The organism is Streptomyces sp. NPDC020681, from assembly GCF_044334895.1.
GTDB lineage: Bacteria > Actinomycetota > Actinomycetes > Streptomycetales > Streptomycetaceae > Streptomyces.
This window is the reverse complement of the sequence record NZ_JBIRTX010000001.1, coordinates 222,179-247,123: the sequence shown is the minus strand read 5'-3', so window position 1 is coordinate 247,123 and position 24,945 is coordinate 222,179. Positions and strand designations below refer to the sequence as shown.

Genomic DNA, 24,945 nt, shown 5'->3' with positions numbered 1-24,945 from the left:
TCAGCTCCTGACGCGCACGACCCTGAGCCTGGGCGAGCGCAGGATGTCCTTCTCGCAGAACCGTGCCGTCACCCAGCGCCCGTCCGAGAACAGCTCCGTCTGATCGCTGTAGTACGGCGAGTTCGGATTCGAGGACTGTGAGTACGTCAGCAGCGTGCGGGCCACCGGGCAGCGCCCGCCGTCCCAGCCGACCGCCTGGATGTGGCTGGAGCCGTGCGCCACCTCCGGATAGCCGCCGCCCGCCGGATTCCACACCGCCTCGATCTTGTTCCAGACTCCGAGCGCCTCCGTGCCGCCGTGGACCGGCATGCGCTTGCCGTTGCGTACCACGAACTGGCCCTCTCCCAGCGGCGCGTCCAGCGCAATGCCCGCGGCGCGCAGCTCGGCCACCGCGTCGGTGAGGGCCTTCGCGAAGCCCGGCGACGAGGTGTTGAGGGTGTGCGGCGTACGCACCGGATCGGCCGCCGAGAACGGGACCTTCCACTGGTCGGCGAGCGGCTGCGCGGTGAACTTCCGCCAGAAGCGGTCGAAGAGCAGCGCGCCGCGGCTGCCGGTGTTCGCCGTCCGGTCCCATGCGCCGATCACCGCGCAGGCCTCCGTGTCCGCGGGCAGCACGGCCGGGCAGGCCTTCGCGGCGTCGGCCGCGGCGAGATCACCGGCGGGCACCCGGTTCGCGAACTGCTGCCGCTGCAGATCACCGACCTTCAGCCGGCCCCGGTCCGCCATCGCCTCGACATCCTCGATCCCGCCCCGGGTGCGCAGCGAACGCGGGGTGCCGACCGTGCCGAAGACCCGCTCGTAGCCGGTCAGCGGCCGGTCCGCGTTGGCCAGCCAGGCACTGTCGTTGGAGTTCTCCGCATACGGAGCGTCCTTCAGCGTCGGCATCTTCGACGGGCCGAAGATGCCCGGCTGCAACGCGTCCCTGTCCGAGCCCAGCGCGCAGTCGCCGCGCGACCCGTCCAGTACGGCGACGCCGGACGCCGGATAGGTCACCCGGCCGAGCGACGTCGAGCAGCGCTGCGCCAGCTCGTCGGTGATCCGCGGCAGTACCTGCGACTGAGTGAAGAGCGTGTGGCCCTTGGCGTCGGCAGCGATCGTGTTCACCCACGGCAGCCCCTGGGTCCGCCGCAGCGCCCGCTCCATGTCCGCCGTGGAGCGGGACTTGCCGAAGGCGAGCGCCGTGTCGGAGCCACGCAGATTGACGGCGTTCGGGTCATGGAGCGCGTACGCCGTCGTCGCCGACCACGGCAGCGGAAGCGATGCGCCGAGCGAGGTGACGACCGGGCCGTACCGCGTCCACCACTGCGTACGCGTCACCGGTGCGCCGTTCCTGACCTGGACGGTGACGGTCCGCCTCGTCATACGCTCCGGCCTGCCGTCCACGAGATACGCGGTGGGATCGGCCGGGTCGAGGGTCAGCTGGTGGAGATTGAGCGTGACACCGGTCGCCACGGTGTGGCTCCAGGCCACGTGGTCGTTGAAGCCGATGTTGACGACCGCGGTGCCGAGCAGCGAGGCGCCGGAGACATTCAGCTCGCCGGGGATGGTCTGCTGCGACTGCCAGAAGCGTCGGCCGCCCTGCCACGGATAGTGCGGGTTGCCGAGGAGCAGGCCCCGGCCGTTGGCGGTGGTGGCGCCGCTGAACGCGACGGCGTTGGAGCCCATGTCGGCGCTCTCGGCGGCGAACAGCTCCCGCGCGGCCTGCGCGGTCGCGGCGGGGTCCGGGGCAGCGCCGAGCGAGGCCGAGCCCGGCACCGTGCCCGATGCGGTGCCTGCCGCCGATACCGCTGCCGCTGTGGTCTGCGCGCCCGGCGGCTGCGCCGCCGTGATGCCCTCCACGCCGCGGCCCTGGCCGCCGAGTACCGAGACCGCGAAGCCGCGCCTGGCCACGTCCAGCGTGGTCACGGGCGTCACCCAGTCCGCGTTCCGGCATGCCGGATCGGTGATGCGGTTCTGCTTCAGCCAGGCGTTGTAACCGGCCGCCCAACCGCGCATCAGCTCCTTGACCTGCCGCCCCGGACCTTGCGGAGCGGGCGTGGCGAGCAGCTTCTCGACGGTGCCCGCGTCGCGCACGCCGCGGAAGTACAGATCGCTGGAGAGGTTCTTGGCGGCCGAGGAGAGCGAGCCGTCCGGAGCCGCGTCCGGGCCGAAGTGGCGCGAGCGCTCACCGCGCACCGTGACAAAGCCGTCGGCGAGCACGCACACCTGGTCGGCGGCCTGCGCCCAGCCGGTGCCGAAGCCGAGGTTCGCGTAATCCTTCGCCACGATGTGCGGGATGCCGTGCTCGGTGTAGCGGATGACGGCGGACAGACCGTGGCCGGAAGGGTGGCGGTCGTCGCGGTCGCGGGAGTCCGCGGCGGCCGAGGGCGGCAGCGCGGCAGCGGCGGTCACCAGGGCGACGGCGGTGAGTCCGAGCCGTCTCAGGCGGGTGCGGAAGAGCAAAATGCCTCCCAAGTGGGCTGTGAGATAAGCAGGTTGGTCCATGCATTCAGTCGCCATGGACGGTGTCAACATCCCGTTCGGTATCCGAGGACTTGACCGGCCGTCAGGCACCGCACAGGATCGCGCCATGACAGGTGTACGCAGCAGCACAGTCGACGGCATCGTGCGGCGCAGCGCACGGCGCACCCCTGACGCCACCGCACTGCGGTACGCGGACCGGTCCTGGTCCTACGCCGAACTCGACGCCGCCGTGACCACCGCGGCCGCCGTCCTCACCGGCCACGGGCTGCGCCCGGGGGACCGGGTCGCCTCGTACGGCCACAACTCCGACGCGTATCTCATCGGCTTCCTCGGCTGCGCACGCGCCGGGCTGGTCCATGTCCCGGTCAACCAGAACCTCACCGGTGACGACCTGGCGTACATCCTCGGGCAGTCGGGCAGTTCGCTGGTCCTCGCCGACCCGGATCTCGCGACCCGGCTCCCGGGCGGCCTCGCCGTCCGTCCGCTGCGCGACGCGGACGACTCACTGCTCACCGAGCTGCGCACGCGACGGCCTTTCAGCCCGGCGCGCGAAGCCGCGGCCGAGGACCTGGTCCAGCTGCTCTACACCTCGGGCACGACCGCGCTGCCCAAGGGCGCGATGATGACGCACCGGGCGCTCGTCCACGAGTACGTCAGCGCGATCACCGCCCTCGACCTCCACCGGAGCGACCGACCTGTCCACTCGCTGCCGCTGTACCACTCGGCCCAGATGCATGTGTTTCTGCTGCCGTATCTCGCGGTCGGCGCGGAGAACACCGTCCTCGACGCGCCCGACGCGGCGAAGATCTTCGATCTGGTCGAGGCGGGGCGCGCGGACAGTCTGTTCGCTCCGCCGACGGTGTGGATCGGCCTGTCCAACCATCCGGACTTCGCCGCCCGCGACCTGAGCGCGCTGCGCAAGGCGTACTACGGCGCGTCGATCATGCCCGTGCCCGTTCTGGAGCGGCTCCGCGAACGCCTGCCCCAACTGGGCTTCTACAACTGCTTCGGGCAGAGCGAGATCGGTCCGCTCGCCACCGTCCTCGGCCCCGACGAGCACGAGGGCCGGATGGAATCCTGTGGCCGGCCGGTGCTCTTCGTGGAGGCGAAGGTCGTCGACGAGGACGGCAAGGACGTGCCGGACGGCACGGCCGGCGAGGTCGTCTACCGCTCGCCGCAGCTGTGCGAGGGGTACTGGGACAAGCCGGAGGAGACGGCGGAGGCCTTCCGCGACGGCTGGTTCCGCTCCGGCGATCTCGCCGTCCGCGATGCCGAGGGCTACTTCACGGTGGTCGACCGGGTGAAGGACGTCATCAACTCCGGGGGAGTGCTGGTCGCTTCGCGCCAGGTCGAGGACGCGCTCTACACCCATCCGGCGGTCGCCGAGACCGCGGTCGTCGGCCTGCCCGACGAGCGCTGGATCGAGGCGGTCACCGCCGTCGTCGTGACCCGCGCCGAGGTCACCGAGGCCGAACTGATCGACCACGCACGCGAGAAGCTCGCCCACTTCAAGGCCCCGAAGAAGGTCCTGTTCGTGGACGAGCTGCCGCGCAACGCCAGTGGCAAGATCCTCAAGCGCGAGCTGCGCAACCGGTTCTCGAGGTAGCGGTCAGGGTCACAGCCAGGGCGGCGGTCCCTGCGGGATGAGCTCGTGGACGTCCAGCAGCACCGCCGCCTCGACACCGAGCGCGGGCCCGCCCATCCTGCCGAGCCAGGTGAGGAACGGCCGCGGCTCGAAGCCCTGTTCGCCGAGGCCCTTGGTGTACTCGGCGTGGGCGGCGAGCGAGGCGATGCCGCGCTCCATCGGATCGCCCGTCACATCCACGCCGTGCGTGGGCCGTTCCGCGCCGGCGAAGCACATGAGGCGGACACCGCCCCACGGTTCGAGTCCCTCGCTCTCGAGCTCCGGGAAGACCCACCGGTTGCCGGCGTCCCGGGCGGCGTCCAGCGCGGCCAGACCCACCACCCGGTGGTCCGACTGATTGGTCATCCCGCCGACCATGCGTACGGAGAACGCGCCGGACACGATCACTTCGGGCCGGTGCCGGCGGATCGCCCGTACGATGTCGCGGCGCAGCGCCAGGCTGTACTCCACCACGCCGTCGCGATGGTCGAGGAACTCCACGACGTCCACGCCGACCGCCCGCGCCCCGGCCCGCTCCTCCTCCTCGCGCAGCGGGCCCGCCTGATCGGGATGCATCCCGTCGATCCCGGCCTCTCCGCGCGTGGCCAGCAGATACGTGATGCTCTTGCCCTGCGTGGTCCAGCGGGCGACGGCCGCCGCGGTCCCGTACTCGATGTCGTCGGGGTGGGCCACCACGGCCATGCCCCGCTGCCAGTCCTCCGGCAGTGCGGGCAGCAAGGCCCCACCACCTGTGTCCTCGAAGGCGTTCATGGAGCCCATGATGGCCGTCCGGAGGGTGAGTTGGCAGCTCCGGCGGACCAGCCGGCTAGACCGGGTTCCGGAGGTCCACGATCCGTTTGATCTTGCCGACCGACCGCTCCAGCGTCTCGGGATCCACCACCTCGACCGCGACCGACACCCCGATCCCGTCCTTCACCGCCGTCGCGATCGCGCGGGCCGCGGCCTCGCGCTGCTCGGACGTCGCAGCCGCGCGCGCCTCGGCCCGCACCGTGAGCGCGTCGAGCCTCCCCTCGCGGGTCAGCCGCAGCTGGAAGTGCGGAGCGACATGCGGCGTACGGAGCACGATCTCCTCGATCTGGGTCGGGAAGAGATTCACGCCGCGCAGGATCACCATGTCGTCGCTGCGCCCGGTGACCTTCTCCATCCGGCGGAAGACTCGGGCCGTGCCCGGCAGCAGCCGGGTCAGGTCCCGTGTCCGGTACCGGATCACGGGCATGGCCTCCTTGGTGAGCGAGGTGAAGACCAGCTCGCCCTGCTCGCCGTCCGGCAGCACCTCGCCGGTGAACGGATCGACGACCTCCGGATAGAAGTGGTCCTCCCAGATGTGCAGCCCGTCCTTGGTCTCCACGCACTCCTGCGCCACGCCCGGGCCCATGACCTCCGACAGTCCGTATATGTCGACGGCGTCGATGGCGAACCGCTCCTCGATCTCGCGGCGCATCTCCTCCGTCCACGGCTCGGCGCCGAAGATGCCGACCTGGAGCGAGGTGCTGCGGGGGTCGACGCCCTGCCGCTCGAACTCGTCCAGCAGCGTGAGCATGTACGACGGCGTCACCATGATGATCTCGGGCCGGAAGTCCTGGATCAGCTGCACCTGACGGGCGGTCATGCCGCCGGACGCCGGGATCACGGTGCAGCCGAGCCGCTCCGCGCCGTAGTGCGCGCCGAGGCCACCGGTGAACAGCCCGTAGCCGTACGCCACATGGACCTTGTGCCCGGGCCGGCCGCCCGCCGCGCGGATCGAGCGGGCCACCACATCGGCCCAGGTGTCCAGATCGCGCTCGGTGTAGCCGACGACGGTCGGGCGGCCGGTGGTGCCGCTGGAGGCATGGATGCGGCGCACCGCGGACTGCTCGACCGCGAACATGCCGAAGGGGTAGTTGTCCCGCAGATCCGTCTTGGCCGTGAACGGGAAGCGGGCCAGATCGGCGAGCGTACGGCAGTCCTCCGGGCGCAGACCGGCCTTGTCGAAGGCGGTCCGGTAGAAGGCGACGTTGTCGTACGCATGGCGCAGGGTCGCCCGCAGTCGCTCGAGCTGCAGCGCCTCGAGCTCCGGGCGGCCGAGCCGCTCCCCGGCGTCCAGCAGATCCGTCATCCCGCGACTCCCGTCCCCAAAACGGACGACCGATCATTCGGTCGTGGTGCTGTGGATCAGTAATCCAGCCCGCCCGGCTCCTGGCAAGAGGTGTGCGCGCGGGAAAGAAGCGATAGAAGTTGAATCCCGCAAACACCTTCCGCGAAGGAGACCGTGATGCCGCAGCCCGAGGGAGCCGAACTCGAAGCCGTACAGGCCCGCAGGGAGGAGCTGAAGCGGCGCTTTCTGCGGCCGCCGGCCGAACGGCCTCCGACCACGGCGCGCGGCATCCACCATGTGGCCTTCATCTGTCGCGACGTGGCGGAGACCATCCGCTTCTACCAGGAGTTCCTGGGCTTCCCGCTGGTCGAGATCGTGGAGAACCGCGACTACCGCGGCTCCACGCACTTCTTCTTCGACATCGGTCACGGCAATCTGCTCGGCTTCTTCGACTTCCCGGGCCACGACCATCCGCCGATCGAGGAGACGATCGGCGGCGTGCAGCATCTGGCGCTGTCGGTGGACGCGGAACAGTTCGACTCGGCACGCAAGGCGCTGGACGAGGCGGGCACGGAGTATCTCGGCCCGGACCGCGGCGTGGACGACAGCCTGTACATCCGCGACCCGAACGGCGTACCGCTGGAGCTCTACCGGGAGCGGCTCGGCGTGTTCAACGGCGAGCGCATCCTCGGTGACGACTGAGGCGCGAGGTCGCCGGACGCGTCACTGCGCCGCCGCGTCCGTCGCCACCGACCGCGCCCAGCGGTAGTCCGCCTTCCCGCTCGGCGAGCGCTGGATCTCCTCGGCGATGACCAGCTGGCGCGGGATCTTGTATCCGGCCAGCCGGGTCCGGCAGTGCGACTGGATCGCGTCCAGGCTCGGTGCCGCCGCGCCTTCGCGCACCTGCACCACCGCCGCCACATGGTTGCCCCACGTCGCGTCCGGCACCCCGGCCACCAGCGCGTCGTACACGTCCGGATGCGACTTGAGCGCCTGCTCGACCTCCTCCGGATACACCTTCTCGCCGCCGGTGTTGATGCACTGCGAGCCGCGGCCGAGGACGGTGACGATGCCTTCCTCGTCGACCGTCGCCATGTCACCGAGCAGCACCCAGCGCTCGTCGCCGCGCTGGAAGAAGGTCTCCGCGGTCTTCTTCGGGTCGTTGTAGTAGCCGAGTGGCACATGGCCGCGCTGCGCGATCCGTCCCGGCTCACCCACGGCGACCGGCTCGTACGTCGCCGGGTCGACCACCGCCGTACGGGCGTTGACACGCAGCCGGAAGCCTTTCTCCGGGCCCGAGTCGTCGGTCGCCGTGCCGTTGAATCCGGACTCGGACGAGCCGAAGTTGTTCAGCAGCATCACATTCGGCGCGAGCGCCGCGAACTGCGCGCGCACCGTCTCCGACATGATCGCGCCGGAGGACGACACGCTGAACAACGCCGAGAGGTCGGTGCCCTTCAACGAGCCGTTCAGCGCGTCGATCAGCGGTCGCAGCATCGCGTCGCCGACCAGGGACACGCTGGTGACCTTCTCCTTCTCGATCGTACGCAGCACTTCCTCCGGCACGAACTTGCGGTGCAGCACGACGCGCTGGCCGAAGTTGAAGCCGATGAACGCGGTGAGCGTCGAGGTGCCGTGCATCAGCGGGGGAGTGGGGAAGAAGGTGATGCCGTCGCCTCCGGCGGCCACCCGCTCGGCGAGTTGCTCGGGCGCGCCGACGGGCTCGCCGGTCGGCGCGCCGCCGCCGAGGCCGGAGAAGAACAGGTCCTCCTGCCGCCACATCACGCCCTTGGGCATTCCGGTGGTGCCGCCGGTGTAGATGATGAACTGGTCGTCGGCCGAACGCGGCGCGAAGCCGCGCTCCGGCGACGCGGCCGCCACCGCCTCTTGGAACGGCAGGGCCTCCAACTGCGGGGCGTCCTCCGGGGGCGTGCCGACGCGCACCACATGCCGGAGCTTCTCCGTTTTCGGCAGCGCGGCGGCGACCCGCTCGGTGAACTCCGCGTCGAAGACCAGAGCGGCGAGATCGGCGTCGCGGTAGAGGTAGACCAACTCCTCTTCCACGTACCGGTAGTTGACGTTGACCGGCACAACGCGGGCCTTGAGGCAGCCGAGCACGGTCTGCAGATACTCGATGCCGTTGTACAGGTGCAGCCCGAGATGTTCGCCGGGGCGGATGCCGGCGTCGATCAGATGGTGGGCGACGCGGTTGGCGGCCGCGTCCAGTTCGGCGTAGCTGAGCCGGTGCTCCGCGCCGGTGCCCGGATGGTCGATGTACACAAGCGCCTCGCGGTCCGGGACCACATCGACGACCGACTCGAACAGGTCGGCAAGGTTGTACTCCACCGTTCCTCCTGACCGCGGCCCGACTGACTCGGCGGTCATTAGAGCGCCGTCCCGGCCAACTGGGAAGGGTCCGCGCAGAAGAATCTGACTGACTGTCAGAAAACTATTGAACTGGCACCTCCACTACTGCAACCTGTTCTAGGTCTGAAGACGGGAGACAGGCAATGGGTGGTACCGAACACCTCAGCGTGCGGCGCGAGGGCGCCACGCTGGTGCTCACCTTGAACAGGCCCGAGGCGAAGAACGCTCTCTCACTGCCGATGCTGGTCGGCCTGTACGACGGCTGGCTGGAGGCGGACGAGGACGAGACCGTCCGCTCCGTCGTGCTCACCGGGGCGGGTGGCTCCTTCTGCGCCGGAATGGACCTCAAGGCCCTCGCGGGCCAGGGAATGGAGGGACAGCAGTACCGGGACCGGATGAAGGCGGACCCCGATCTGCACTGGAAGGCCATGCTGCGTCACCACCGCCCGCGCAAGCCGGTGATCGCCGCGGTCGAGGGGTACTGCGTCGCGGGCGGGACCGAGATTTTGCAGGGCACGGACATCCGCGTGGCGGCCGAGAGCGCGACCTTCGGACTGTTCGAGGTCAAGCGCGGACTCTTCCCGATCGGCGGCTCGACCGTACGACTGCCGCGCCAGATACCGCGTACGCACGCGCTCGAAATGCTGCTCACCGGACGGCCGTACAGCGCCGGCGAAGCCAAGGACATCGGGCTGATCGGCCATGTGGTGCCCGACGGCACCGCCGTGGAGAAGGCGCTCGCCATCGCCGAGCAGATCAACGCCTGCGGCCCGCTCGCCGTCGAGGCGGTGAAGGCATCGGTGTACGAGACCGCCGAGATGACCGAGACCGAAGGGCTCGCCGCCGAACTCAAACGCGGCTGGCCGATCTTCGACACGGCCGATGCGAAGGAAGGCGCGCGCGCCTTCGCCGAGAAGCGCGCCCCGGTGTACCGCCGCGCATGAACTCCCGCCTCGGAAGCCCCCTGGAGTCCGTGGAAGCCCCTTGGAAGGAGCATCGCCCATGGCAGCCGCACCCGCGCCGGAGACGCTGAGCGCACCGCTGGTCGTCGAGTTCCCCTTCACCCGCTCACTCGGCCCCGTGCAGAGCGCCTTTCTCACCGGCCTGCGCGAGCGCACCGTCCTCGGCGTGCGGACCGGCGACGGCACGATCCTCGTGCCGCCCGTCGAGTACGACCCGGTCACCGCCGACGAACTGCGTGACCTGGTCGAGGTCGGCTCCGCCGGCACCGTCACCACCTGGGCCTGGAACCCCGCGCCGCGCCGTGACCAGCCGCTGGCCACCCCGTTCGCCTGGGTGCTGGTGAATCTCGACGGGGCCGACACCGCGCTGCTGCACGCCCTCGACGCACCGGGCCCCGAGGCCGTGCACACCGGAATGCGGGTCCGCGTCCGCTGGGCCGAGGAGCGCACCGGCGCCATCACCGACATCGCCTGCTTCGAGCCGTACGAAGGGCAGACGAGCACCGGAGTACGCGACCACAGCGGCGAGTTCGAGGACGCCGTCACCGGCATCGTCGCAGCCGCCCGCCTCGACTACACCTACGCGCCCGGCCGCGCGCAGGCCGGCTACATCCACGCGCTCGCCGACCGAAGGACCGTCGGCGAGCGCTGCCCGTCCTGTCGCAAGGTGTACGTCCCGCCCCGTGGCGCCTGTCCCACCTGCGGCGTCGCCACCGCCGAGCAGGTCGAGGTCGGCCCGCGCGGCACCGTCACCACGTACTGCATCGTCAACATCAAGGCCAAGAACCTCGACATCGAAGTGCCGTACGTGTACGCGCACATCGCGCTCGACGGAGCCGACCTCGCCCTGCACGGACGGATCGGCGGCATCCCGTACGACCAGGTGCGCGAGGGTCTGCGGGTGGAACCGGTGTGGAGCGCGGAGAGCCGCTACCCCGACCACTACCGGCCCACCGGCGAGCCGGACGCCGACTACGACACGTACAAGGAGCTGCTGTGACGCGGTACGCCAGGGACGTCGCGATCGTCGCCTTCGCGCAGACCGACCATCTGCGCCACAGCGACGCGCTCTCCGAGGTCGAGATGCTGATGCCGGTCCTGCACAGCGTGCTGGACCAGACCGGACTGAAGACCGGCGACATCGGCTTCACCTGCTCCGGCTCGTCCGACTATCTCGCCGGACGCGCCTTCTCCTTCACCATGGCGCTCGACGGAGTCGGAGCCTGGCCGCCCATATCCGAGTCCCATGTGGAGATGGACGGCGCGTGGGCCCTGTACGAGGCCTGGGTGAAGATCCTCACCGGCGAGGCCGACACCGCACTCGTCTACGCCTACGGAAAGTCCTCGCCCGGCCAGGTCCGCGATGTGCTGACCCGGCAGCTCGACCCGTACTACCTCGCACCGCTCTGGCCCGACTCCGTGTCACTCGCCGCACTCCAGGCTCAGGCGCTGATCGACGCCGGAGCGGCCGACGAGCCGGCGCTCGCGGGCGTCGCCGCCCGCAGTCGCGCCGACGCGGTCTCCAATCCGCACGCGCAGCTGAGCGGTTCCGTCCCGCCGGGCGAATACGTCGTTCAGCCGCTGCGGACCGGGGACTGCCCGCCGATCGGTGACGGCGCGGCGGCCGTGATCCTCGCGGCCGGCGACCGGGCCCGTGAACTGTGCGAGCGCCCGGCCTGGATCCGCGGCATGGACCACCGGATCGAGGCGCACAGCCTCGGCGTACGCGATCTGACCGACTCGCCCTCCACCAGGCTCGCCGCCGAACGAGCCGGGGCCTTCGAGTGTCCCGTCGACACCGCCGAACTCCACGCGCCGTTCACCTCGCAGGAGATCGTCCTGCGCCGAGCCCTCAACCTCGACGACAGGGTGAGAGTGAATCCGTCCGGCGGAGCGCTCGCCGCCAACCCGGTGATGGCCGCCGGTCTGATCCGCCTCGGCGAAGCCGCCGCCCGCATCCACCGCGGCGAGTCCGACCGGGCCCTCGCGCACGCCACGTCCGGGCCCTGCCTCCAGCAGAACCTCGTCGCCGTACTCGAAGGAGAGGCCTCCGATGCCTAAGGAGCCCGTCGCCGTCGTCGGCATCGGCCAGACCAAGCACGTCGCCGCGCGCCACGACGTGTCCATCGCGGGACTCGTCCGCGAAGCGGCCCGACGCGCCCTGGACGACGCCCAGCTGACCTGGTCCGACATCGACGCCGTGGTCATCGGCAAGGCACCCGACTTCTTCGAGGGCCTGATGATGCCGGAGCTGTATCTCGCCGACGCGCTCGGAGCGGTCGGCAAGCCGATGCTGCGCGTGCACACCGCGGGCTCGGTCGGCGGCTCCACCGCACTCGTCGCCACCAACCTGGTCGCCTCGCGGGTGCACCGGACCGTGCTGACGCTCGCCTTCGAGAAACAGTCCGAATCCAACGCCATGTGGGGCCTCTCGCTGCCCGTCCCGTTCCAGCAGCCGCTGCTCGCGGGCGCGGGCGGCTTTTTCGCACCGCACATCCGGGCCTATATGCGCCGCACCGGAGCCCCCGACACGGTCGGCTCGCTCGTCGCGTACAAGGACCGCCGCAACGCGCTGAAGAATCCGTACGCCCATCTGCACGAACACGGCATCACCCTGGAGAAGGTCCAGGCGTCGCCCATGCTCTGGGACCCGATCCGCTACTCCGAGACCTGCCCGTCGTCCGACGGCGCGTGCGCGATGGTCCTCACCGACCGCGCCGGTGCTTCGCGCGCGCCGCAGCCGGCGGCCTGGATGCACGGCGGCGCCATGCGCAGCGAGCCGACGATGTTCGCCGGCAAGGACTTCGTCTCGCCGCAGGCGGGCAAGGACTGCGCGGCCGACGTCTACCGGCAGGCCGGCATCGCCGATCCGCGGCGCGAGATCGACGCCGTGGAGATGTACGTGCCCTTCTCCTGGTACGAGCCGATGTGGCTGGAGAACCTGGGCTTCGCGGCCGAGGGAGAGGGCTGGAAGCTGACCGAGTCCGGTGTCACGGAACTCGACGGCGATCTGCCCGTGAACCCGTCGGGCGGTGTGCTGTCCACCAACCCGATCGGCGCGTCCGGCATGATCCGCTTCGCCGAGGCCGCACTCCAGGTCCGCGGACAGGCGGGCGAGCACCAGGTCGACGGAGCCCGCAAGGCTCTCGGACACGCCTACGGTGGAGGATCGCAGTTCTTCTCCATGTGGCTCGTCGGCGCCGAGCCACCGACCACCTGACACACCGACCACCTGACACACCGGCCACCCGACACGCCGACCACCCGATACGTCCCGGGCACGGCGTGTCGGCCCGGCCGGTCCCCGGTCCTTCCTCCGCGGCCTGTCCCATGCCGGGGACGATCGCTAGTGTGAGCCGGAGACGATGCGGGAGGAGCACGGACGTGACCGAGAGCATGACCACCACGCAGATGTTTTCGGGCTGGGACAAGCCTGAACTCGACCTCAGCAACGCCGACTGGCAGTCGAGCAGTCAGGGAACGGGGGACGTCCAGATCGCCTTCGTCGAGGGTTTCATCGCGATGCGCAACGGGGGGAAGCCGGAGAACCCGTCGCTGATCTTCACGCCGGCGGAGTGGCGTGCCTTCGTCCTGAACGCCCGCGACGGGGAGTTCGACCTCACCTGACGGTGAACGCGCGGGGTCTGGCTCTCGTATGACTCTGCGTGCCCCGGGTGCGGGGTACGCAGCGTCCAGCGAGGATTCCGTTCCAGGAACGTGAGGTCAGCCCATGAACGACGCCGTCAACCCTTCTCTTCAAGCCCTCCCGGACGGAGAGGCCGAACTCCGGCTGGTGGTCCGACTGCAGTGGGAGGACGTCGCAGCGCTGGGACAGGAGGCGGGCCGGCTCGCCGCCCAGATGCAGCGTCCGGTGAGCCTGGACGAGGCGGCCGGCCACCGGCTGCGCAACCGGACCACCGCCACACATGCCCGGCCCCCGGCGGAGCGCCCCCAGCAGACCGTGCCGTCGTCCGTGTCCTCGCTGACCGCCCGCACTCCGGGTGAGCACGCCCGGCAGGCGATCGAGAAGATCAACGGGACGGCGCCCACCGGACTCGGCCCGGCGCAGACCTCCGCCTGATACCACAGGAGGCCAACGGATCGCTCCGGACAGCGCTTTCGTACCACCCCTTTTCTCCGGAGAGGTCCGCACAACCCTCCGCGGGCGTACGCTGAGGTGCCTCAAGGACGTGTGTCCGGCAGCTCTTCCCCGCGCCGGGCGTGCGCCCGTCCGTGGGGGTGCACATGACGCGACGTGCCGGCGCGATCAGACGCCGTCTCTTCGAACGCGACGCCGAACTGGCCGCCGTGGACGAGGCGTTGGACGAGTTGCTGGGGCTGCACGCGGAGGACGTCGATCCGCCCGAGCGACCGCGTGGTGCGCTGCTTGCCTTCGCCGGACCCGCGGGACTCGGCAAGACGACCCTGCTCGCCGAAGTGCGCCGGCGCGCCTCCGCCCAGGGCTGCACCGTGCTCTCCGCGCGCGGCGGCGACCAGGAACAGCGGGTCGCCTTCCATGTCGCCCGCCAGCTGATCCAGCCCCAGCTCGCCGGGTCCTCCGAAGCCGCGCTCCGGATGCAGCTGGGGAGTTGGTACGCCATCGTCGGGCCCGCGCTCGGACTGTGCACCGCCGAGGCGGGCTCGCCGCCCGACCCGCAGGGCCTGCGTGACGGCCTCGACTGGGTCCTGACCCATCTCGCCGTCCAGCGCGCGCCTCTCGTTCTTGTGCTCGACGACGCGCACTGGGCCGACCCCGAGTCGCTGAGCTGGCTCGCCGCCTTCGCGCCGCGCGCCGAAGAGCTGCCCATGCTGCTGGTGGTCGCCTACCGGCCCGATGAACTCCCCGATCATGCCCGGGAGTTCCGCGGTCTGCCCGGCCGCGCCGGACAGCGGCCGATCGGCCTCGAACCGCTCACCGCACCGGCCGTCGGCAAGCTGGTGCGCGACCTGCTCGGGGCCCACGCCGACGACGCGTTCTGCCGCGAGTGCTGGGCGGTCACCGCCGGCAACCCGTTCGAAGCCGTCGAACTCGCCGCCAAGATCCGCGACCGAGGCATCGAACCCAACGAAGCCGGCGCGCATCTGCTGCGCGATCTCGCCGCCGCGGTCAAGGGCAGCGGCCTGGTCTCCCGTCTCGAGCGCCTCGGCGCATCCACGGTCCGCTTCGCCTGGGCCGGAGCCGTACTCGGCACCGAGATCCAGCCGGCGCTCGCCGCCGCCGTCGCCGGACTCGGTAGTGAAGAGGCCGCCGACGCCGCCGACCGGCTGCGCGACGCCCGTATCCTCGCCGGCTCGGCCACGCTCGAATTTGTCCATCCGCTGATCGCGACCGCGGTCTACCGCGCCATCCCGGACGCCGTACGCGTCGCACTCCACGGCCAGGCCGCCTGGGCCGTCGTCGACGCCGGCCTCGGCCCCACGGCCGCCGCCCGCCATCTCATGGAGACCCACCCCGAGGGCGACCCGTGGGTGGTCCGCCAGCTGCGTGACGCGGCCCGTGAAACGCTCCGCTCCGGAGCCCCGGACGCGGCATGCCGACTGCTCGCCCGTGCGCTGCGCGAACCCCCGCCCTTCGAGGACCGGGCCGCCGTCCTCTTCGAACTCGGCTGCGCGTCCCTGCTCACCGAACCCGCCACCACCGTCAACCACCTGCGCGCCGCGCTCGAGGAACCGATCGCCGACCCGGCCATGCGCCACGGCATCGTCTACCGGCTTTCACAGGTCCTCGCCCACTCCGACCGGCTCGGCGAGGCTTCCGACACGCTGGCCCGGGAGGCACGCCGCACCACCGATCCGCGCACCCGGCTGCGGATGCAGGCCGAGAAGTTCATGTGGGACGCGTTCCGCGCCGACGAACCCGACTCGCCGGCCCGTTCCCGCCGGCTGACCCGGCTCGCCGACCGGCTCACCGGCCGCGATCTCACCGAGCGGTACATCATCGGCCTGCGCGCCTGGGACGCCACGCTGCGCGCCGAGCCCGCACCCGTCGCGCTGCGCCACGCCGAACGCGCCCTCCGCGGAGGACTGAGCTGGGCCGTCGAGGACCGCGGCTTCGAAGTCCCGGTCCTCGTCGCCCTCACCTTCCTGTACGCCGACCGGCCCGGCCGGGCCGAGGAACTGTTCGCCGCCGGGACCGCCGAGTTCGAGCGCCAGGGCTGGCGTGGCGCGCATCTGTCGTTCGCGTACACCTTGCTCGCCTATATCCGCTACCGCCGAGGACGGCTGGCCGAGGCCGAGGACTTCGTACGCGCCGGACTGCGGCTCGCCGAGCGCGTCGGCCACCGCGCTCCCGCGGAGTGGTACGCGGCGGGCGTCCTCATCGAGGTCCTGCTGGCCCGCGGCCGCATCGACGAGGCGGTGCACGTCGCCGAGGACCACGACTTCGGTGACCCCTTCCCGGCGGCCGTGACCTTCCCCGACTCGCAGACCGTCTACGGAGAGCTGCTGCTGGCCCGTGGCCGCAACAAGGAGGCGGCCGTCGAGCTGTCTGCGGCGGGCCGGCGGCTGGACCCGCGCGGCATGCGCAATCCCGCCTGGTGCCCCTGGCAGCTCCACCTCGCGCTCGCCGAGGCCCACGACGCCCCGGAGCGAGCCCGCGCGACCGCTCTGGAAGCGGTCGAACGCGCCCGCCGATATGCCACCGCGTCCGGGATCGGCCAGGCCCTGCGGGTCGCCGCCGAGGTCTGCGGCGGCAGCGAACGCACCGCGTATCTGACCGAGGCCGTGGCCCACCTGGAGCGCTCACCCGCCGCGTACGAACTGGCCAGGGCCCTGGTCGACCTCGGCACGCACCTGCGCCGCACGGGCATGACAAAGGAAGCCGCCGAGCATCTCTACCGCGGCCTGGAGGCTGCCGGCCAGTGCGGCGCGGACGGGCTCGCGGACGCCGCCCGCGACGAACTCGCCGCGGCCGGGCTGCGGCCGCGCAGGCTGCGCGCCATCGAGACCGACGCCCTCACCACCCGTGAGCGGACCGCGGCCGTACTGACCGTCCGAGGCCAGGACAAGGCTTCGGTCGCCGCCGCTCTCCAGCTCGACGAACAGGCCGTGACCAGGCTTCTCTCCGCCGTTTACCGGAAGATCGGCACCGATGCCGCGGGCCTTGCCCAGGCCATCGGAGAGAGTTCCCCCGAGGGCCCGGGAGGTGGTCGTGCACCGTGACCGACGGCGGCCGAAGGGGCCCCGGCCCCGGCTCGGCCGGGCCCGCGCCGACACGTACCATGGCGGTATGTCCTTCCTCCGCCGCCGCAGCGCCGCCACCCCCGCGGGCCCGGACTTCGATGTCCTGGCCATGGACCCGGGGGACTGGCCCGGAAATCTCGGCGCGGGTCTGCTGCCCGCTCCGGACGGCTCCTGCCAGGGCGTCTTCCTGCGCTACGACCTGTTCGGAGGCCGTGGCCCGGCGATGATCATCGGCAATCTGCCGGAGGGCTCGCCGGCCCGTGAGCTCGGCGACGGACAGGTTCCGTTCGAGGTGGCCCAGCTGCTGCTGGCCCTGGAGAACGACGAGCCCGTCGAGGTCGTGGAGACCGAGGACATGCCGGTGATGCAGGGGGACAACCTGCTGATCGTGCGCAGGCTGAAGCTCTCCGAGAGCCGCATCTCCTGCGTGCAGTTCGACCGCAGCGACAATGTCCTGGTCACCATCGCGAGCTGGGACCGGCCGATCACGGACGATCTGTACGCGCTGCTGAAGCCGCTGCCCGCGGAGCTCTTCCAGCAGGGCTGAACGTTCATCCGAGCAGCGCGGTCACGCGGGCCGCCGCGGTGCCGATCCCCGTCGGACCGGCCCACAGCGGCGGCGCGCTGTCGTCCCGGCGCAGATCCTCCTCCCGGTAACGGCGCACGCCCCGGTGCCAGTTGAGGATGCCGGCGGCCCAGTCCTCCAGCTCCCGCACATAGGCGTCGACCGCGGCCCTGCCGCCGTCGTCCAGCCCGAAGTCCTCGTACAGGACGGGCAGTTCGTTCTCCTTGACATGGAGGAACTGCCGCAGCCGTCCACGCATCAGGTCGTCGACGATGCGCACACCGGTCGGATAGTCGCAGTCGAAGAACGACTGCACCACCAGAACCGCGTTGTGCACCTCGCCCTCGAACTCGATCTCCTTCTGGTAGGAGAAGAGATCGTTGATCAGGCAGGCGTAGTCGGCGATCGAGCTCTCCAGAGTGCGCACCGTCGCGCTGCGCAGCACCTCCGGCGGCAGTTGCTGCTCGTGCCGCAGCCTGCAGAGCAGCATCGTGAGATCGGAACCGAAGGTCAGCCGGCGCATCTCCGTGTAGTCGACCGGATCGGGAATGCGGTGCTGCGCCTGGTTGTGCAGCTCCCACAGCCAGCTCTCCAGCATCACCGCGATCGCGTGGTGCAGGGCCTGACGCGCCCCTGGCTCCATCGGGCCCGCCGTCCGGGCCCACAGATCGGCGAGACCGTGCTCCATCGGGCTGACCGCCACCGCGGCGCCCGCGGCCGGATCGGCCACCGGCATGCAGGCGATCAGCCGCTCGGTGCACAGTTTCGCGCCGATGAGATTGCGCGGCTGCCCGTAGACGACGGGGTAGTAGTCGTCGCCGTACGTCCCCCAGGTCAGCCACTCGGCGCTGAGCTCCAGCTCCTCAGGGGTGGCGTCCGGGTCGAGACCCGCCGAGCACAGCGCGAAGTCGAAGCCCCGCAGCTTCTGCTCGTCCCAGAGGTCGCCGAGCAGCCCCATCCGGGCCGTCCACTCGACGGACTTTTCCAGCGCGTCCTGGTGGTGCGGGCTGATCGTCAGCGGGAACGGCAGGTCGAAGTCCGGCAGCAGGGACGGGCCGATGTGCTGGTGCGGTACATGGGTGAGGCCGCGCACCCGAGCCGCGGCGGGACGGCCGAACAGCGCCCTGATGTCGAGCGCCGAGGTGCCGAGAACACCGTCGAACGGAGACCGGCTGAGCTCAATCTCTTTGTTCATATAGCGACTTGACCGCATGTGCCACTCGTGGCCGCCGGACTGCCAGTCCTGCAGGCCCTTCACATAGGCGAGTACGGCGGCGGTCTGGGCCGGATCGAGGCCCTTCTCGACGCAGAGCGGGCCGAGTTCGGTGAAGAAGGTGTTCTCGAACTGGTGCAGCCGGGACGTCAGCAGATCATTGACGGCTTCGGCGGCCTCCTGTGTCGTGCAGGCCAGAAACGTCTCCAGCACGAGCACGCCATTGCTCAACTCGCCCTCGTCCTCCACCTCCCGCTGGTACGAGAAAAGGTCGTTGCGCAGATGAACGCCGTCGGAGAAGGCGTCGGTGAGGACGCGCAACGGCCGTGAACCGGCCACGGACTCGGGCACCTCGGCCCCTGCCGCGTACTCCACAAGCCCCGCCGACCACGGGGCGCCGCCGACCTTGCGGCGCATCTCGATGTACTCGACGGGATTGGCGACCCGTCCTTCGTTGATGTTGGAGAGCTCCCACAGCGATTCGTTGAGAAGGTTTCTCGTGGACTCCGCGAACCGGGCGCGCCAGGCGGGCGACATGCTCGGCACCGTCCGCAACCACAGATCGGCGAGACCGGCTTCGACCGGGTTGGTCGGCTCGGGCGTGGCCTGCGAAGGATCCAGCGGCATGAAGGCGGGCAGCCGGTCCAGATAGGCCTTGCCGCCCTCCCGGTCCTGCGTCCGCTTGAAGATCTCCAGGAAGTGGTCGTCGAAGAAGAAGACCCACACATACCAGTCGGTCACCAGCGACAGCGCGTCAGCGTCGCAGTCGGGGTGCGTATAGGCGCACAGCAAGGCGTAGTCGTGCGCGTCGAGATCGCGCTCCTCCCAGATGCCGGAGCCCTCCAGCATCCCCATCCCGCGCGCCCACTCCCTGGTGTGCGAACGGGCCGAGTCGACATGGGGATTGAGGCGCGCCGGATGCGGCACGTAGAAGTCCGGCAGGACGAAGGGCTGTGCCATGCGTGCGAGACCTTTCGGGTGGGCGGAGCGTTACCGGGCCAGCCCTACCCGTCGCCCATACAGCCCACGCATCACGCCCATTAGTCACACAAGCCCACAAAGGGTGGGGACTTGAGGCCCTCAGTCGGTGCGCCACCAGCAACCGGGGCCGGTGGCGCACCGCGATCTACCTCAGCACCCGCACATCCGCCGCCTTCACAAAGGCGACCCTGTGCCCGAACTGGATCTCGTAGTACATCTCCTTGCCGCGCACCACCTGATGCCCGGTCGTGTCGAACGTCGTCGCGTACAGGTACTCGCCCGGCGTCAGATCGCCCGTCACATACCTCTGCCCGGCCAACAGCTTGTACGGCAGCGGAGAGACCGCCTGCACCGGCACTGTGGCCGGATATGCGGAGGCCTCCGGATAGGCGCGCCCGTAGACCGGGATCTCGGCCAGGCCCGCCTTCGGAGTGAGCAGCGCTCCGCGGGCGTTCACCGCCGTCGGCTGGTTGCGCGGATTGTGGAACCACGCCTTCTGGCCCAGGTACCAGATCGCCGTCCAGTCGCCCTGCCGGCCGGCCACCGCGTACTGCTGGCCGGTCGAGGCCCGCGCGCCCGTGTCGTTGACGCCGGTCGTGGAGTCCTCGCCGCCCGGACGCAGTCCGATGTCCTTCACCAGCGGCGCGTCGTCCGCGGGCGCGGTGTGCAGCCGCACCGCGCCGGAGCCGTGCGGCACACACGCCTCGCCCGCCTTCACACAGCCCGTGTACACCGGCTGGTGTTTCGCGTAGTCGGGGCGGATGGTGACGACAGCGCTGCCGGGTCCCGCCGTCGGCTTGAACGGCTTGCCGAGCAGCGTGAAGTAGTGCGCCCAGTCCCAGTACGGTCCGGGGTCGGTGTGCATGCCGCGGATCGTCGCGGTGGTGGTGCCCGGCACAGTGTCGTGGCCGAGAATGTGCTGCCGGTCCAGCGGAATGTCGTACCGCTGTGTCAGATACCGCACCAGCCGCGCGGAGGTGCGGTACATCGCCTCCGTGTACCAGGCGTCGGGCGAGACGAGGAAGCCCTCGTGCTCCAGGCCCACCGACTTGGCGTTGACGTACCAGTTGCCCGCGTGCCAGCCGACGTCCTTCAGCGGCAGATGCTGCGCGATGTGCCCGTCGGACGAGCGCAGCGAGTACTGCCACGACACATACGTCGGGTCCTGCACCAGCTTCAGAGTGGTGTCCCAGGTCGCCTCGGTGTCGTGAATGACGATGTAGTCGATCTTCTGGGACTTGGGGCGGTCCGACTTGTCGTGGTTGCCGTAGTCGCCGTCGCCGAACTCCTCGTACGGCGCCGGGATCCACTCGCACGCCACCGTCGGCGGGCACTCGGTGCGCCGCGCGTCGGCGGTGCGCAGCCCGAGCCACGCGGTCTGCGCCGGATCGGGCACCGCGGACCTCTCGGCCGGCAGCGTGACCCGCTGGCCGCTGTCCGTGGTGCGCGACTCGCCCGAGCGGATCACTTCGAAGACATCGTTGGCATAGGTCGTCGCGGTCGCGATGTCGTCGGCGCCGGAGAAGCGCGCGACCGCTCCGTACCAGTCGGCCGGGTCCTGGCTCAGTGGCCGGCCCAGCTTGCGCTGCGCGTCGGCGAGCAGCGCCGCGCCGCCGCGCACATTGGCGGCCGGATTGTCCCGCAGCTGCTCGGCCGTGTGGCCCGACAGCTCGGCGGCCCGGTCCAACGTACGCAGCCGGGGCGGGAGTTCAGCGGCCTTCGGCAGCGCCGCTTCGGCGCGTTCGAGCGTGCCGCGGGCATCGTCGCCGCGCGGGTCCTCGCTGCCGTGCGAATGGTGCGGAGCCTCGGCCAGCGCGGTTCTGGCGTCGGTCAGATGCATCGGCCCGTAGCCGCCGGTGACGCTCGCCGCACCGCCGTGCGCGTCCCAGCGGGACTGCAGATACGAGACGCCGAGCAGCACGCTCTGCGGCACCCGGTAGGCGGCTGCGGCCTCGGCGAAGTCGCGTTGCAGCGCACCGGGCGGGGGCTGTTCGGCAGTCGCGGACGGGCCGGCCGACACCAGCGGCAGCAGCAGCGCGGCGGATGCCACCGCGCCGCCTGCTCTCAGCATCCGGCGGCGCGTGGTTCCCGGTCGTACGGCAGCGGATCCCTGCAAGGCAGCCTCCTCTGGCCAGAACTCGACTACAGGGGTATCGGCTCCCCGACGATCCGTCAATCACGCCCCGACACGGGAGATCGAAGCCAGCTGACGATCCACCTGGGTGGGCGACAGCGCGTGCTCGATCGCGAGGATTCCCGCACCGAGCGCGGCCGCGTCCTCACCCGTACGGCTCGGCTCGATCCGCAGCACATGCGTGGCCAGCGGATGCGAGCGGCGGTAGACCGCCTCTCGTACGCCCGCGAGCAGTTGGTCGTGCACGGCCGCCAGCGCTCCACCCAGCACCACCGTGTCCGGGTTGAAGAAGTTCACCAGGCTCGCCAGCACCTCGCCGACCGCGCGGCCCGCCTCGCGCACCATGCGCACCGCGTCGCGGTTGCCGGACTTCACCAGATGTACGACATCGCTGCCCGACGCCGCGTTCAGCCCCAGCTCCGAGAGCCGGGCCGCGAGTGCCGCGCCTCCCGCGACCGCCTCCAGACACCCCGAATTGCCGCAGCGGCACGGCTGTTCCTCGTCGCCGACCCTGATGTGGCCGATGTCGCCGGCGCAGCCCTGCGCTCCCCGGTGCAGCCGGCCGTCCGCCACGATGCCGCAGCCGATGCCCGTGCCCACCTTGATGTACAGCAGATAGCGGGTGTCCGGGAAGGCGCGACGCTGCTCCGCCAGCGCCATCACATTCACATCGTTGTCGACGAGCGCGCGCACCCCGAAGCGGGAGGCGAAGAACTCCGGAATCGGATACTGGTGCCAGCCCGGCATGATCGGCGGATCCACCGGACGGCCCGTGGAGAACTCCACCGGACCCGGCACGCCCACGCCGATCGACCGCAGCGTCCCCGGCTCCCGGCCCGCCTCCTTCAGCAGCGCGTGCAGCGTCCGCTCCACATGGCGCAGCACCGAATCCGGGCCGTCCGCGATGGACAGCGGATCCTCCCGGGTGGCCAGGGTCGCCGCGCCGATGTCCATCAGCGCCACGCGGCAGTGCGACGCGCCGAGGTCCACGCCCGCCACGGCGTGTTCCACGGTGCGCAGTTGGAGCCGGCGCGGCGGCCGGCCGCCGGTGGACGTGCCGGCCTCCGCCGCTGTCTCGTCGACGAAGCCGTGCGCGATCAGGGCATCGACCCGCTGCGAGGCGGTGGAGCGGGCCAGCCCGGTGATCCGGGCGACATCCGCGCGCGTTGCGGCGGCCCCCGAGCTGATCAGTGCGAGCACGTCGCCGGGCGAGTGCGCGGCGGCCGAGGCGCTGTGGTCCTGCGGCGTAGACATGGCAGAAACCATAGGGACGACTTCCGCTGCTCACAAGGCGGATGTTGTTCGTTCATCGGCGTAAGTCCGGTCCAATTCGCTTGTGACGAAGGCTGCTTGGGCTCTTGACAGGTCAAAGAGCACTCAGGACATTGCTCTGCAGACCGCTGCCCAAGGAGCAGGCGATGCTGACGATGCACGGCGTGTCCAAAAGCTTTCTCGGGGTGCGTGTGCTCCACGATGTGGGGCTCGACCTCCAACCCGGCGAAGTACACGCTCTGGTGGGAGAGAACGGCGCCGGGAAGTCCACCCTGATGAAGATCCTCTCGGGGGAGTACGTCCCGGACGCCGGGACCATCACCATCGACGGAACCGAGCACGCCTTCAGTCACCCGGCGCAGGCGCAGGCCGCCGGAATCGGCATCATCCACCAGGAGTTCGCGCTTCTCGCACACCGCAGCGTCGCCGAGAACGTCTTCCTGGGCCGCGAGCCGACGCGGTACGGACTCGTCGACCGCCGAGCCATGGAGCGCCGGACCGCCGAACTCCTCGCGGAACTCGACGAGACCGGCATCACTCCGCGCACACTCGTCCGCGACCTCTCCGTGGCCCGGCAGCAGACCGTCGAGATCGTCAAGGCGCTCGCCTCGGACGTACGCGTACTGGTCATGGACGAACCCACCGCGCCGCTCGCCGACCACGAGGTCGAACTCCTCTCCGGCCTGGTGCGCCGGCTCGCCCGGCGCGGCCTCGGCATCCTGTACATCTCGCACCGGCTGCGAGAGGTGTTCGACCTGTCGCGGCGGATCACCGTCCTCAAGGACGGCCGCCGGGTCTGCACCGTCGACACGGCGAGCACCGACTCGGATCAGGTGGTACGCGCCATGGTGGGGCGGGAGTTGACCGCGTACTACCCGCCGCGGGCCCGGCCCGAGGAGATCGGGCCCGAACGCCTCACCGTCACCGGCGGCGGCAACGACCGGATCTCCGGCATCGACCTCACACTCCGGGCCGGAGAGGTCGTCGGCGTCGCGGGCCTCCAGGGCTCGGGCCGCACCTCGCTGGCCCGGGCGCTGTTCGGAGCGGCGCCGTTCGAAGCGGGCGACATGACGGTCGGCGGCAGGCCGTTGCGGCCGGCCGGGCCGCGCGACGCGATCGCCGCCGGCATCGCGCTCGTCACCGAGGACCGCAAGGCGGAGGGCCTCGCCCTGCGCCAGTCGGTGCGCGACAACGCTCTCCTGGTCACCCGCGCGGTCCCCTCCCGCGCCCGCCCGCCGGCCGGCCGCGAGATCACCGCGCTCCTCGAACGCGTCCGCCTCCAATCCCGTGGCGAGGACCAGCAGGCGCAGTACCTCTCCGGCGGCAACCAGCAGAAGGTCGTCATCGCCAAGTGGCTGGCGGCCCGTCCGCAGGTACTGCTCTTCGACGAACCGACCCGCGGCGTCGACGTCGGCGCGAAGGCCGCGATCCACACACTGGTCCGCGAACTCGCCCGCGAGGGCCTCGCGGTGCTGATCATCTCCTCCGAACTGCCGGAGCTGATCGGCATGAGCGACCGGATCCTGGTGATGTCCGAGGGCCGCGTGGCGGGCGAACTCCCGGCGGGCGCGTCGGAGGAGTCGATCATGCACGTGGCGACGGGCGCGGTGGGCTCGCCGCCCGGGGGAGCGGATGCGGCTCGTCGTGCCGCCGCCGGAGGCGCCGCCCGGCCCGGCTCATCGGCCGCCCCCGGTGATCGCCGAGAAGGCGAAGCAGACCAGGCCAAGACCCCGCCCACGGGCCCCAGCGCAACGCCGCGCGGCGACGCTGCGGGCACAGCCCGACCGGGCGTCGGCTCTGCCGGCTCATCGACGGCCCCCGACAGGGAAGCCTCCGTCCGCGGCGAAGCCGCAGGACGCGGCGGGCCGGCCGAGCCCGGGTCCGGTCCGGCTCCCACAGCCGACAACGCCGCGCTGCCCGGCGCGGTTTCGGATCGTCGTGCCGACAACGCCGCGCCGTTGGCTCCCGACGGCGATGGCACCTCACCGGGAACCGGCCACTCCGGCGGCGAAGCCGCCGAGTTGGCGACGAGCCCCGATCCGCTTGTGCGCGGCGAGGCCACAGGACGCGACAGGCCGCCCGGTGAC

17 protein-coding genes and 1 pseudogene are annotated in these 24,945 nt (G+C 70.9%); 11 read left to right on the top strand and 7 right to left on the bottom strand.

Features of this window, described 5'->3' with window-relative positions; all coding sequences use genetic code 11:
• Positions 1 to 2,484 (bottom strand): penicillin acylase family protein, encoded by a 2,484-nt coding sequence (locus ACH4YL_RS00995; RefSeq protein ID WP_398503485.1) that lies wholly within the window; start codon positions 2,482 to 2,484, stop codon positions 1 to 3.
• An 85-nt stretch (positions 2,485 to 2,569) separates the two neighbouring features.
• Between ACH4YL_RS00995 and ACH4YL_RS00990 the strand changes: the two genes are divergently transcribed.
• On the top strand, positions 2,570 to 4,069 hold the full coding sequence (locus ACH4YL_RS00990) for an acyl-CoA synthetase (protein WP_398503483.1): 1,500 nt from the start codon (positions 2,570 to 2,572) through the stop codon (positions 4,067 to 4,069).
• A 9-nt stretch (positions 4,070 to 4,078) separates the two neighbouring features.
• On the opposite strand, the gene ACH4YL_RS00985 is transcribed toward ACH4YL_RS00990, so the two are convergent.
• Both ACH4YL_RS00985 and paaK read right to left on the bottom strand, forming a co-directional pair.
• Positions 4,079 to 4,858: a PIG-L deacetylase family protein gene (locus ACH4YL_RS00985; protein WP_398503481.1), complete on the bottom strand. Its 780-nt coding sequence runs from the start codon at positions 4,856 to 4,858 to the stop codon at positions 4,079 to 4,081.
• A 55-nt stretch (positions 4,859 to 4,913) separates the two neighbouring features.
• Positions 4,914 to 6,203 carry a phenylacetate--CoA ligase PaaK gene (gene paaK, locus ACH4YL_RS00980; RefSeq protein WP_398503479.1) on the bottom strand — a complete coding sequence of 430 codons (1,290 nt, stop codon included), beginning with the start codon at positions 6,201 to 6,203 and terminating at the stop codon, positions 4,914 to 4,916.
• 156 nt (positions 6,204 to 6,359) lie between these two features.
• On the opposite strand from paaK, the gene ACH4YL_RS00975 reads away from it, so the two are divergent.
• The gene (locus ACH4YL_RS00975) at positions 6,360 to 6,884 is read left to right on the top strand and encodes a VOC family protein (RefSeq protein WP_398503477.1); all 525 of its coding nucleotides are present in this window, start codon (positions 6,360 to 6,362) and stop codon (positions 6,882 to 6,884) included.
• A 21-nt stretch (positions 6,885 to 6,905) separates the two neighbouring features.
• Here ACH4YL_RS00975 and ACH4YL_RS00970 read toward each other — a convergent pair whose 3' ends face one another.
• A complete protein-coding gene (locus ACH4YL_RS00970) occupies positions 6,906 to 8,528 on the bottom strand; it encodes an acyl-CoA synthetase (RefSeq protein ID WP_398503475.1) in 1,623 nt (540 codons plus the stop codon).
• 164 nt (positions 8,529 to 8,692) lie between these two features.
• On the opposite strand from ACH4YL_RS00970, the gene ACH4YL_RS00965 reads away from it, so the two are divergent.
• From ACH4YL_RS00965 to ACH4YL_RS00930, 8 genes are all read left to right on the top strand, one after another.
• Entirely contained in the window at positions 8,693 to 9,493 is an 801-nt protein-coding gene (locus ACH4YL_RS00965) for a crotonase/enoyl-CoA hydratase family protein (protein WP_398503473.1), read from the top strand.
• Positions 9,494 to 9,551: 58 nt separating this feature from the next.
• Positions 9,552 to 10,511 (top strand): Zn-ribbon domain-containing OB-fold protein, encoded by a 960-nt coding sequence (locus ACH4YL_RS00960; protein WP_398503471.1) that lies wholly within the window; start codon positions 9,552 to 9,554, stop codon positions 10,509 to 10,511.
• Entirely contained in the window at positions 10,508 to 11,572 is a 1,065-nt protein-coding gene (locus ACH4YL_RS00955; protein WP_398503469.1) for a thiolase domain-containing protein, read from the top strand. Before ACH4YL_RS00960 ends, ACH4YL_RS00955 begins: the two co-directional genes overlap by 4 nt.
• Positions 11,565 to 12,731, top strand: coding sequence for a thiolase domain-containing protein (locus ACH4YL_RS00950; RefSeq protein ID WP_398503467.1), 1,167 nt, complete (start codon positions 11,565 to 11,567; stop codon positions 12,729 to 12,731). Before ACH4YL_RS00955 ends, ACH4YL_RS00950 begins: the two co-directional genes overlap by 8 nt.
• Positions 12,732 to 12,907: 176 nt before the next feature.
• Positions 12,908 to 13,138 carry a DUF397 domain-containing protein gene (locus ACH4YL_RS00945; RefSeq protein WP_398504350.1) on the top strand — a complete coding sequence of 77 codons (231 nt, stop codon included), beginning with the start codon at positions 12,908 to 12,910 and terminating at the stop codon, positions 13,136 to 13,138.
• A 103-nt stretch (positions 13,139 to 13,241) separates the two neighbouring features.
• The gene (locus tag ACH4YL_RS00940; protein ID WP_398503466.1) at positions 13,242 to 13,592 is read left to right on the top strand and encodes a hypothetical protein; all 351 of its coding nucleotides are present in this window, start codon (positions 13,242 to 13,244) and stop codon (positions 13,590 to 13,592) included.
• Between the two features lie 164 nt (positions 13,593 to 13,756).
• Positions 13,757 to 16,672, top strand: a complete 2,916-nt coding sequence (locus ACH4YL_RS00935) for an ATP-binding protein (RefSeq protein ID WP_398503464.1) — start codon at positions 13,757 to 13,759, stop codon at positions 16,670 to 16,672.
• Between the two features lie 67 nt (positions 16,673 to 16,739).
• A complete protein-coding gene (locus tag ACH4YL_RS00930) occupies positions 16,740 to 17,240 on the top strand; it encodes a hypothetical protein (protein WP_398503462.1) in 501 nt (166 codons plus the stop codon).
• 4 nt (positions 17,241 to 17,244) lie between these two features.
• On the opposite strand, the gene ACH4YL_RS00925 is transcribed toward ACH4YL_RS00930, so the two are convergent.
• From ACH4YL_RS00925 to ACH4YL_RS00915, 3 genes are all read right to left on the bottom strand, one after another.
• On the bottom strand, positions 17,245 to 19,431 hold the full coding sequence (locus tag ACH4YL_RS00925) for a germacradienol/geosmin synthase (RefSeq protein WP_398503460.1): 2,187 nt from the start codon (positions 19,429 to 19,431) through the stop codon (positions 17,245 to 17,247).
• A gap of 166 nt (positions 19,432 to 19,597) precedes the next feature.
• Complete coding sequence (locus ACH4YL_RS00920; RefSeq protein WP_398504348.1) at positions 19,598 to 21,523, bottom strand: N-acetylmuramoyl-L-alanine amidase; 1,926 nt, start codon at positions 21,521 to 21,523, stop codon at positions 19,598 to 19,600.
• Positions 21,524 to 21,628: 105 nt separating this feature from the next.
• Complete coding sequence (locus ACH4YL_RS00915) at positions 21,629 to 22,840, bottom strand: ROK family transcriptional regulator (protein ID WP_398503458.1); 1,212 nt, start codon at positions 22,838 to 22,840, stop codon at positions 21,629 to 21,631.
• Between the two features lie 164 nt (positions 22,841 to 23,004).
• Between ACH4YL_RS00915 and ACH4YL_RS00910 the strand changes: the two are divergent.
• Positions 23,005 to 24,498 (top strand): annotated as a pseudogene (locus tag ACH4YL_RS00910) (sugar ABC transporter ATP-binding protein); the annotation flags it as partial.
• Positions 24,499 to 24,945: the final 447 nt, after the last annotated feature.

Excerpts from the sequence above, each read along its gene's own strand:
- ACH4YL_RS00925 (WP_398503460.1), bottom strand. The coding sequence starts at position 19,431 with ATGGCACAGCCCTTCGTCCTGCCGGACTTCTACGTGCCGCATCCGGCG.
- ACH4YL_RS00935 (WP_398503464.1), top strand. The coding sequence starts at position 13,757 with ATGACGCGACGTGCCGGCGCGATCAGACGCCGTCTCTTCGAACGCGAC.
- ACH4YL_RS00940 (WP_398503466.1), top strand. The coding sequence starts at position 13,242 with ATGAACGACGCCGTCAACCCTTCTCTTCAAGCCCTCCCGGACGGAGAG.
- ACH4YL_RS00930 (WP_398503462.1), top strand. The coding sequence starts at position 16,740 with ATGTCCTTCCTCCGCCGCCGCAGCGCCGCCACCCCCGCGGGCCCGGAC.
- ACH4YL_RS00995 (WP_398503485.1), bottom strand. The coding sequence starts at position 2,484 with ATGGACCAACCTGCTTATCTCACAGCCCACTTGGGAGGCATTTTGCTC.
- ACH4YL_RS00965 (WP_398503473.1), top strand. The coding sequence starts at position 8,693 with ATGGGTGGTACCGAACACCTCAGCGTGCGGCGCGAGGGCGCCACGCTG.
- ACH4YL_RS00945 (WP_398504350.1), top strand. The coding sequence starts at position 12,908 with ATGACCACCACGCAGATGTTTTCGGGCTGGGACAAGCCTGAACTCGAC.
- ACH4YL_RS00915 (WP_398503458.1), bottom strand. The coding sequence starts at position 22,840 with ATGTCTACGCCGCAGGACCACAGCGCCTCGGCCGCCGCGCACTCGCCC.
- ACH4YL_RS00960 (WP_398503471.1), top strand. The coding sequence starts at position 9,552 with ATGGCAGCCGCACCCGCGCCGGAGACGCTGAGCGCACCGCTGGTCGTC.
- ACH4YL_RS00950 (WP_398503467.1), top strand. The coding sequence starts at position 11,565 with ATGCCTAAGGAGCCCGTCGCCGTCGTCGGCATCGGCCAGACCAAGCAC.
- ACH4YL_RS00920 (WP_398504348.1), bottom strand. The coding sequence starts at position 21,523 with ATGCTGAGAGCAGGCGGCGCGGTGGCATCCGCCGCGCTGCTGCTGCCG.
- ACH4YL_RS00985 (WP_398503481.1), bottom strand. The coding sequence starts at position 4,858 with ATGAACGCCTTCGAGGACACAGGTGGTGGGGCCTTGCTGCCCGCACTG.
- paaK (WP_398503479.1), bottom strand. The coding sequence starts at position 6,203 with ATGACGGATCTGCTGGACGCCGGGGAGCGGCTCGGCCGCCCGGAGCTC.
- ACH4YL_RS00975 (WP_398503477.1), top strand. The coding sequence starts at position 6,360 with ATGCCGCAGCCCGAGGGAGCCGAACTCGAAGCCGTACAGGCCCGCAGG.
- ACH4YL_RS00990 (WP_398503483.1), top strand. The coding sequence starts at position 2,570 with ATGACAGGTGTACGCAGCAGCACAGTCGACGGCATCGTGCGGCGCAGC.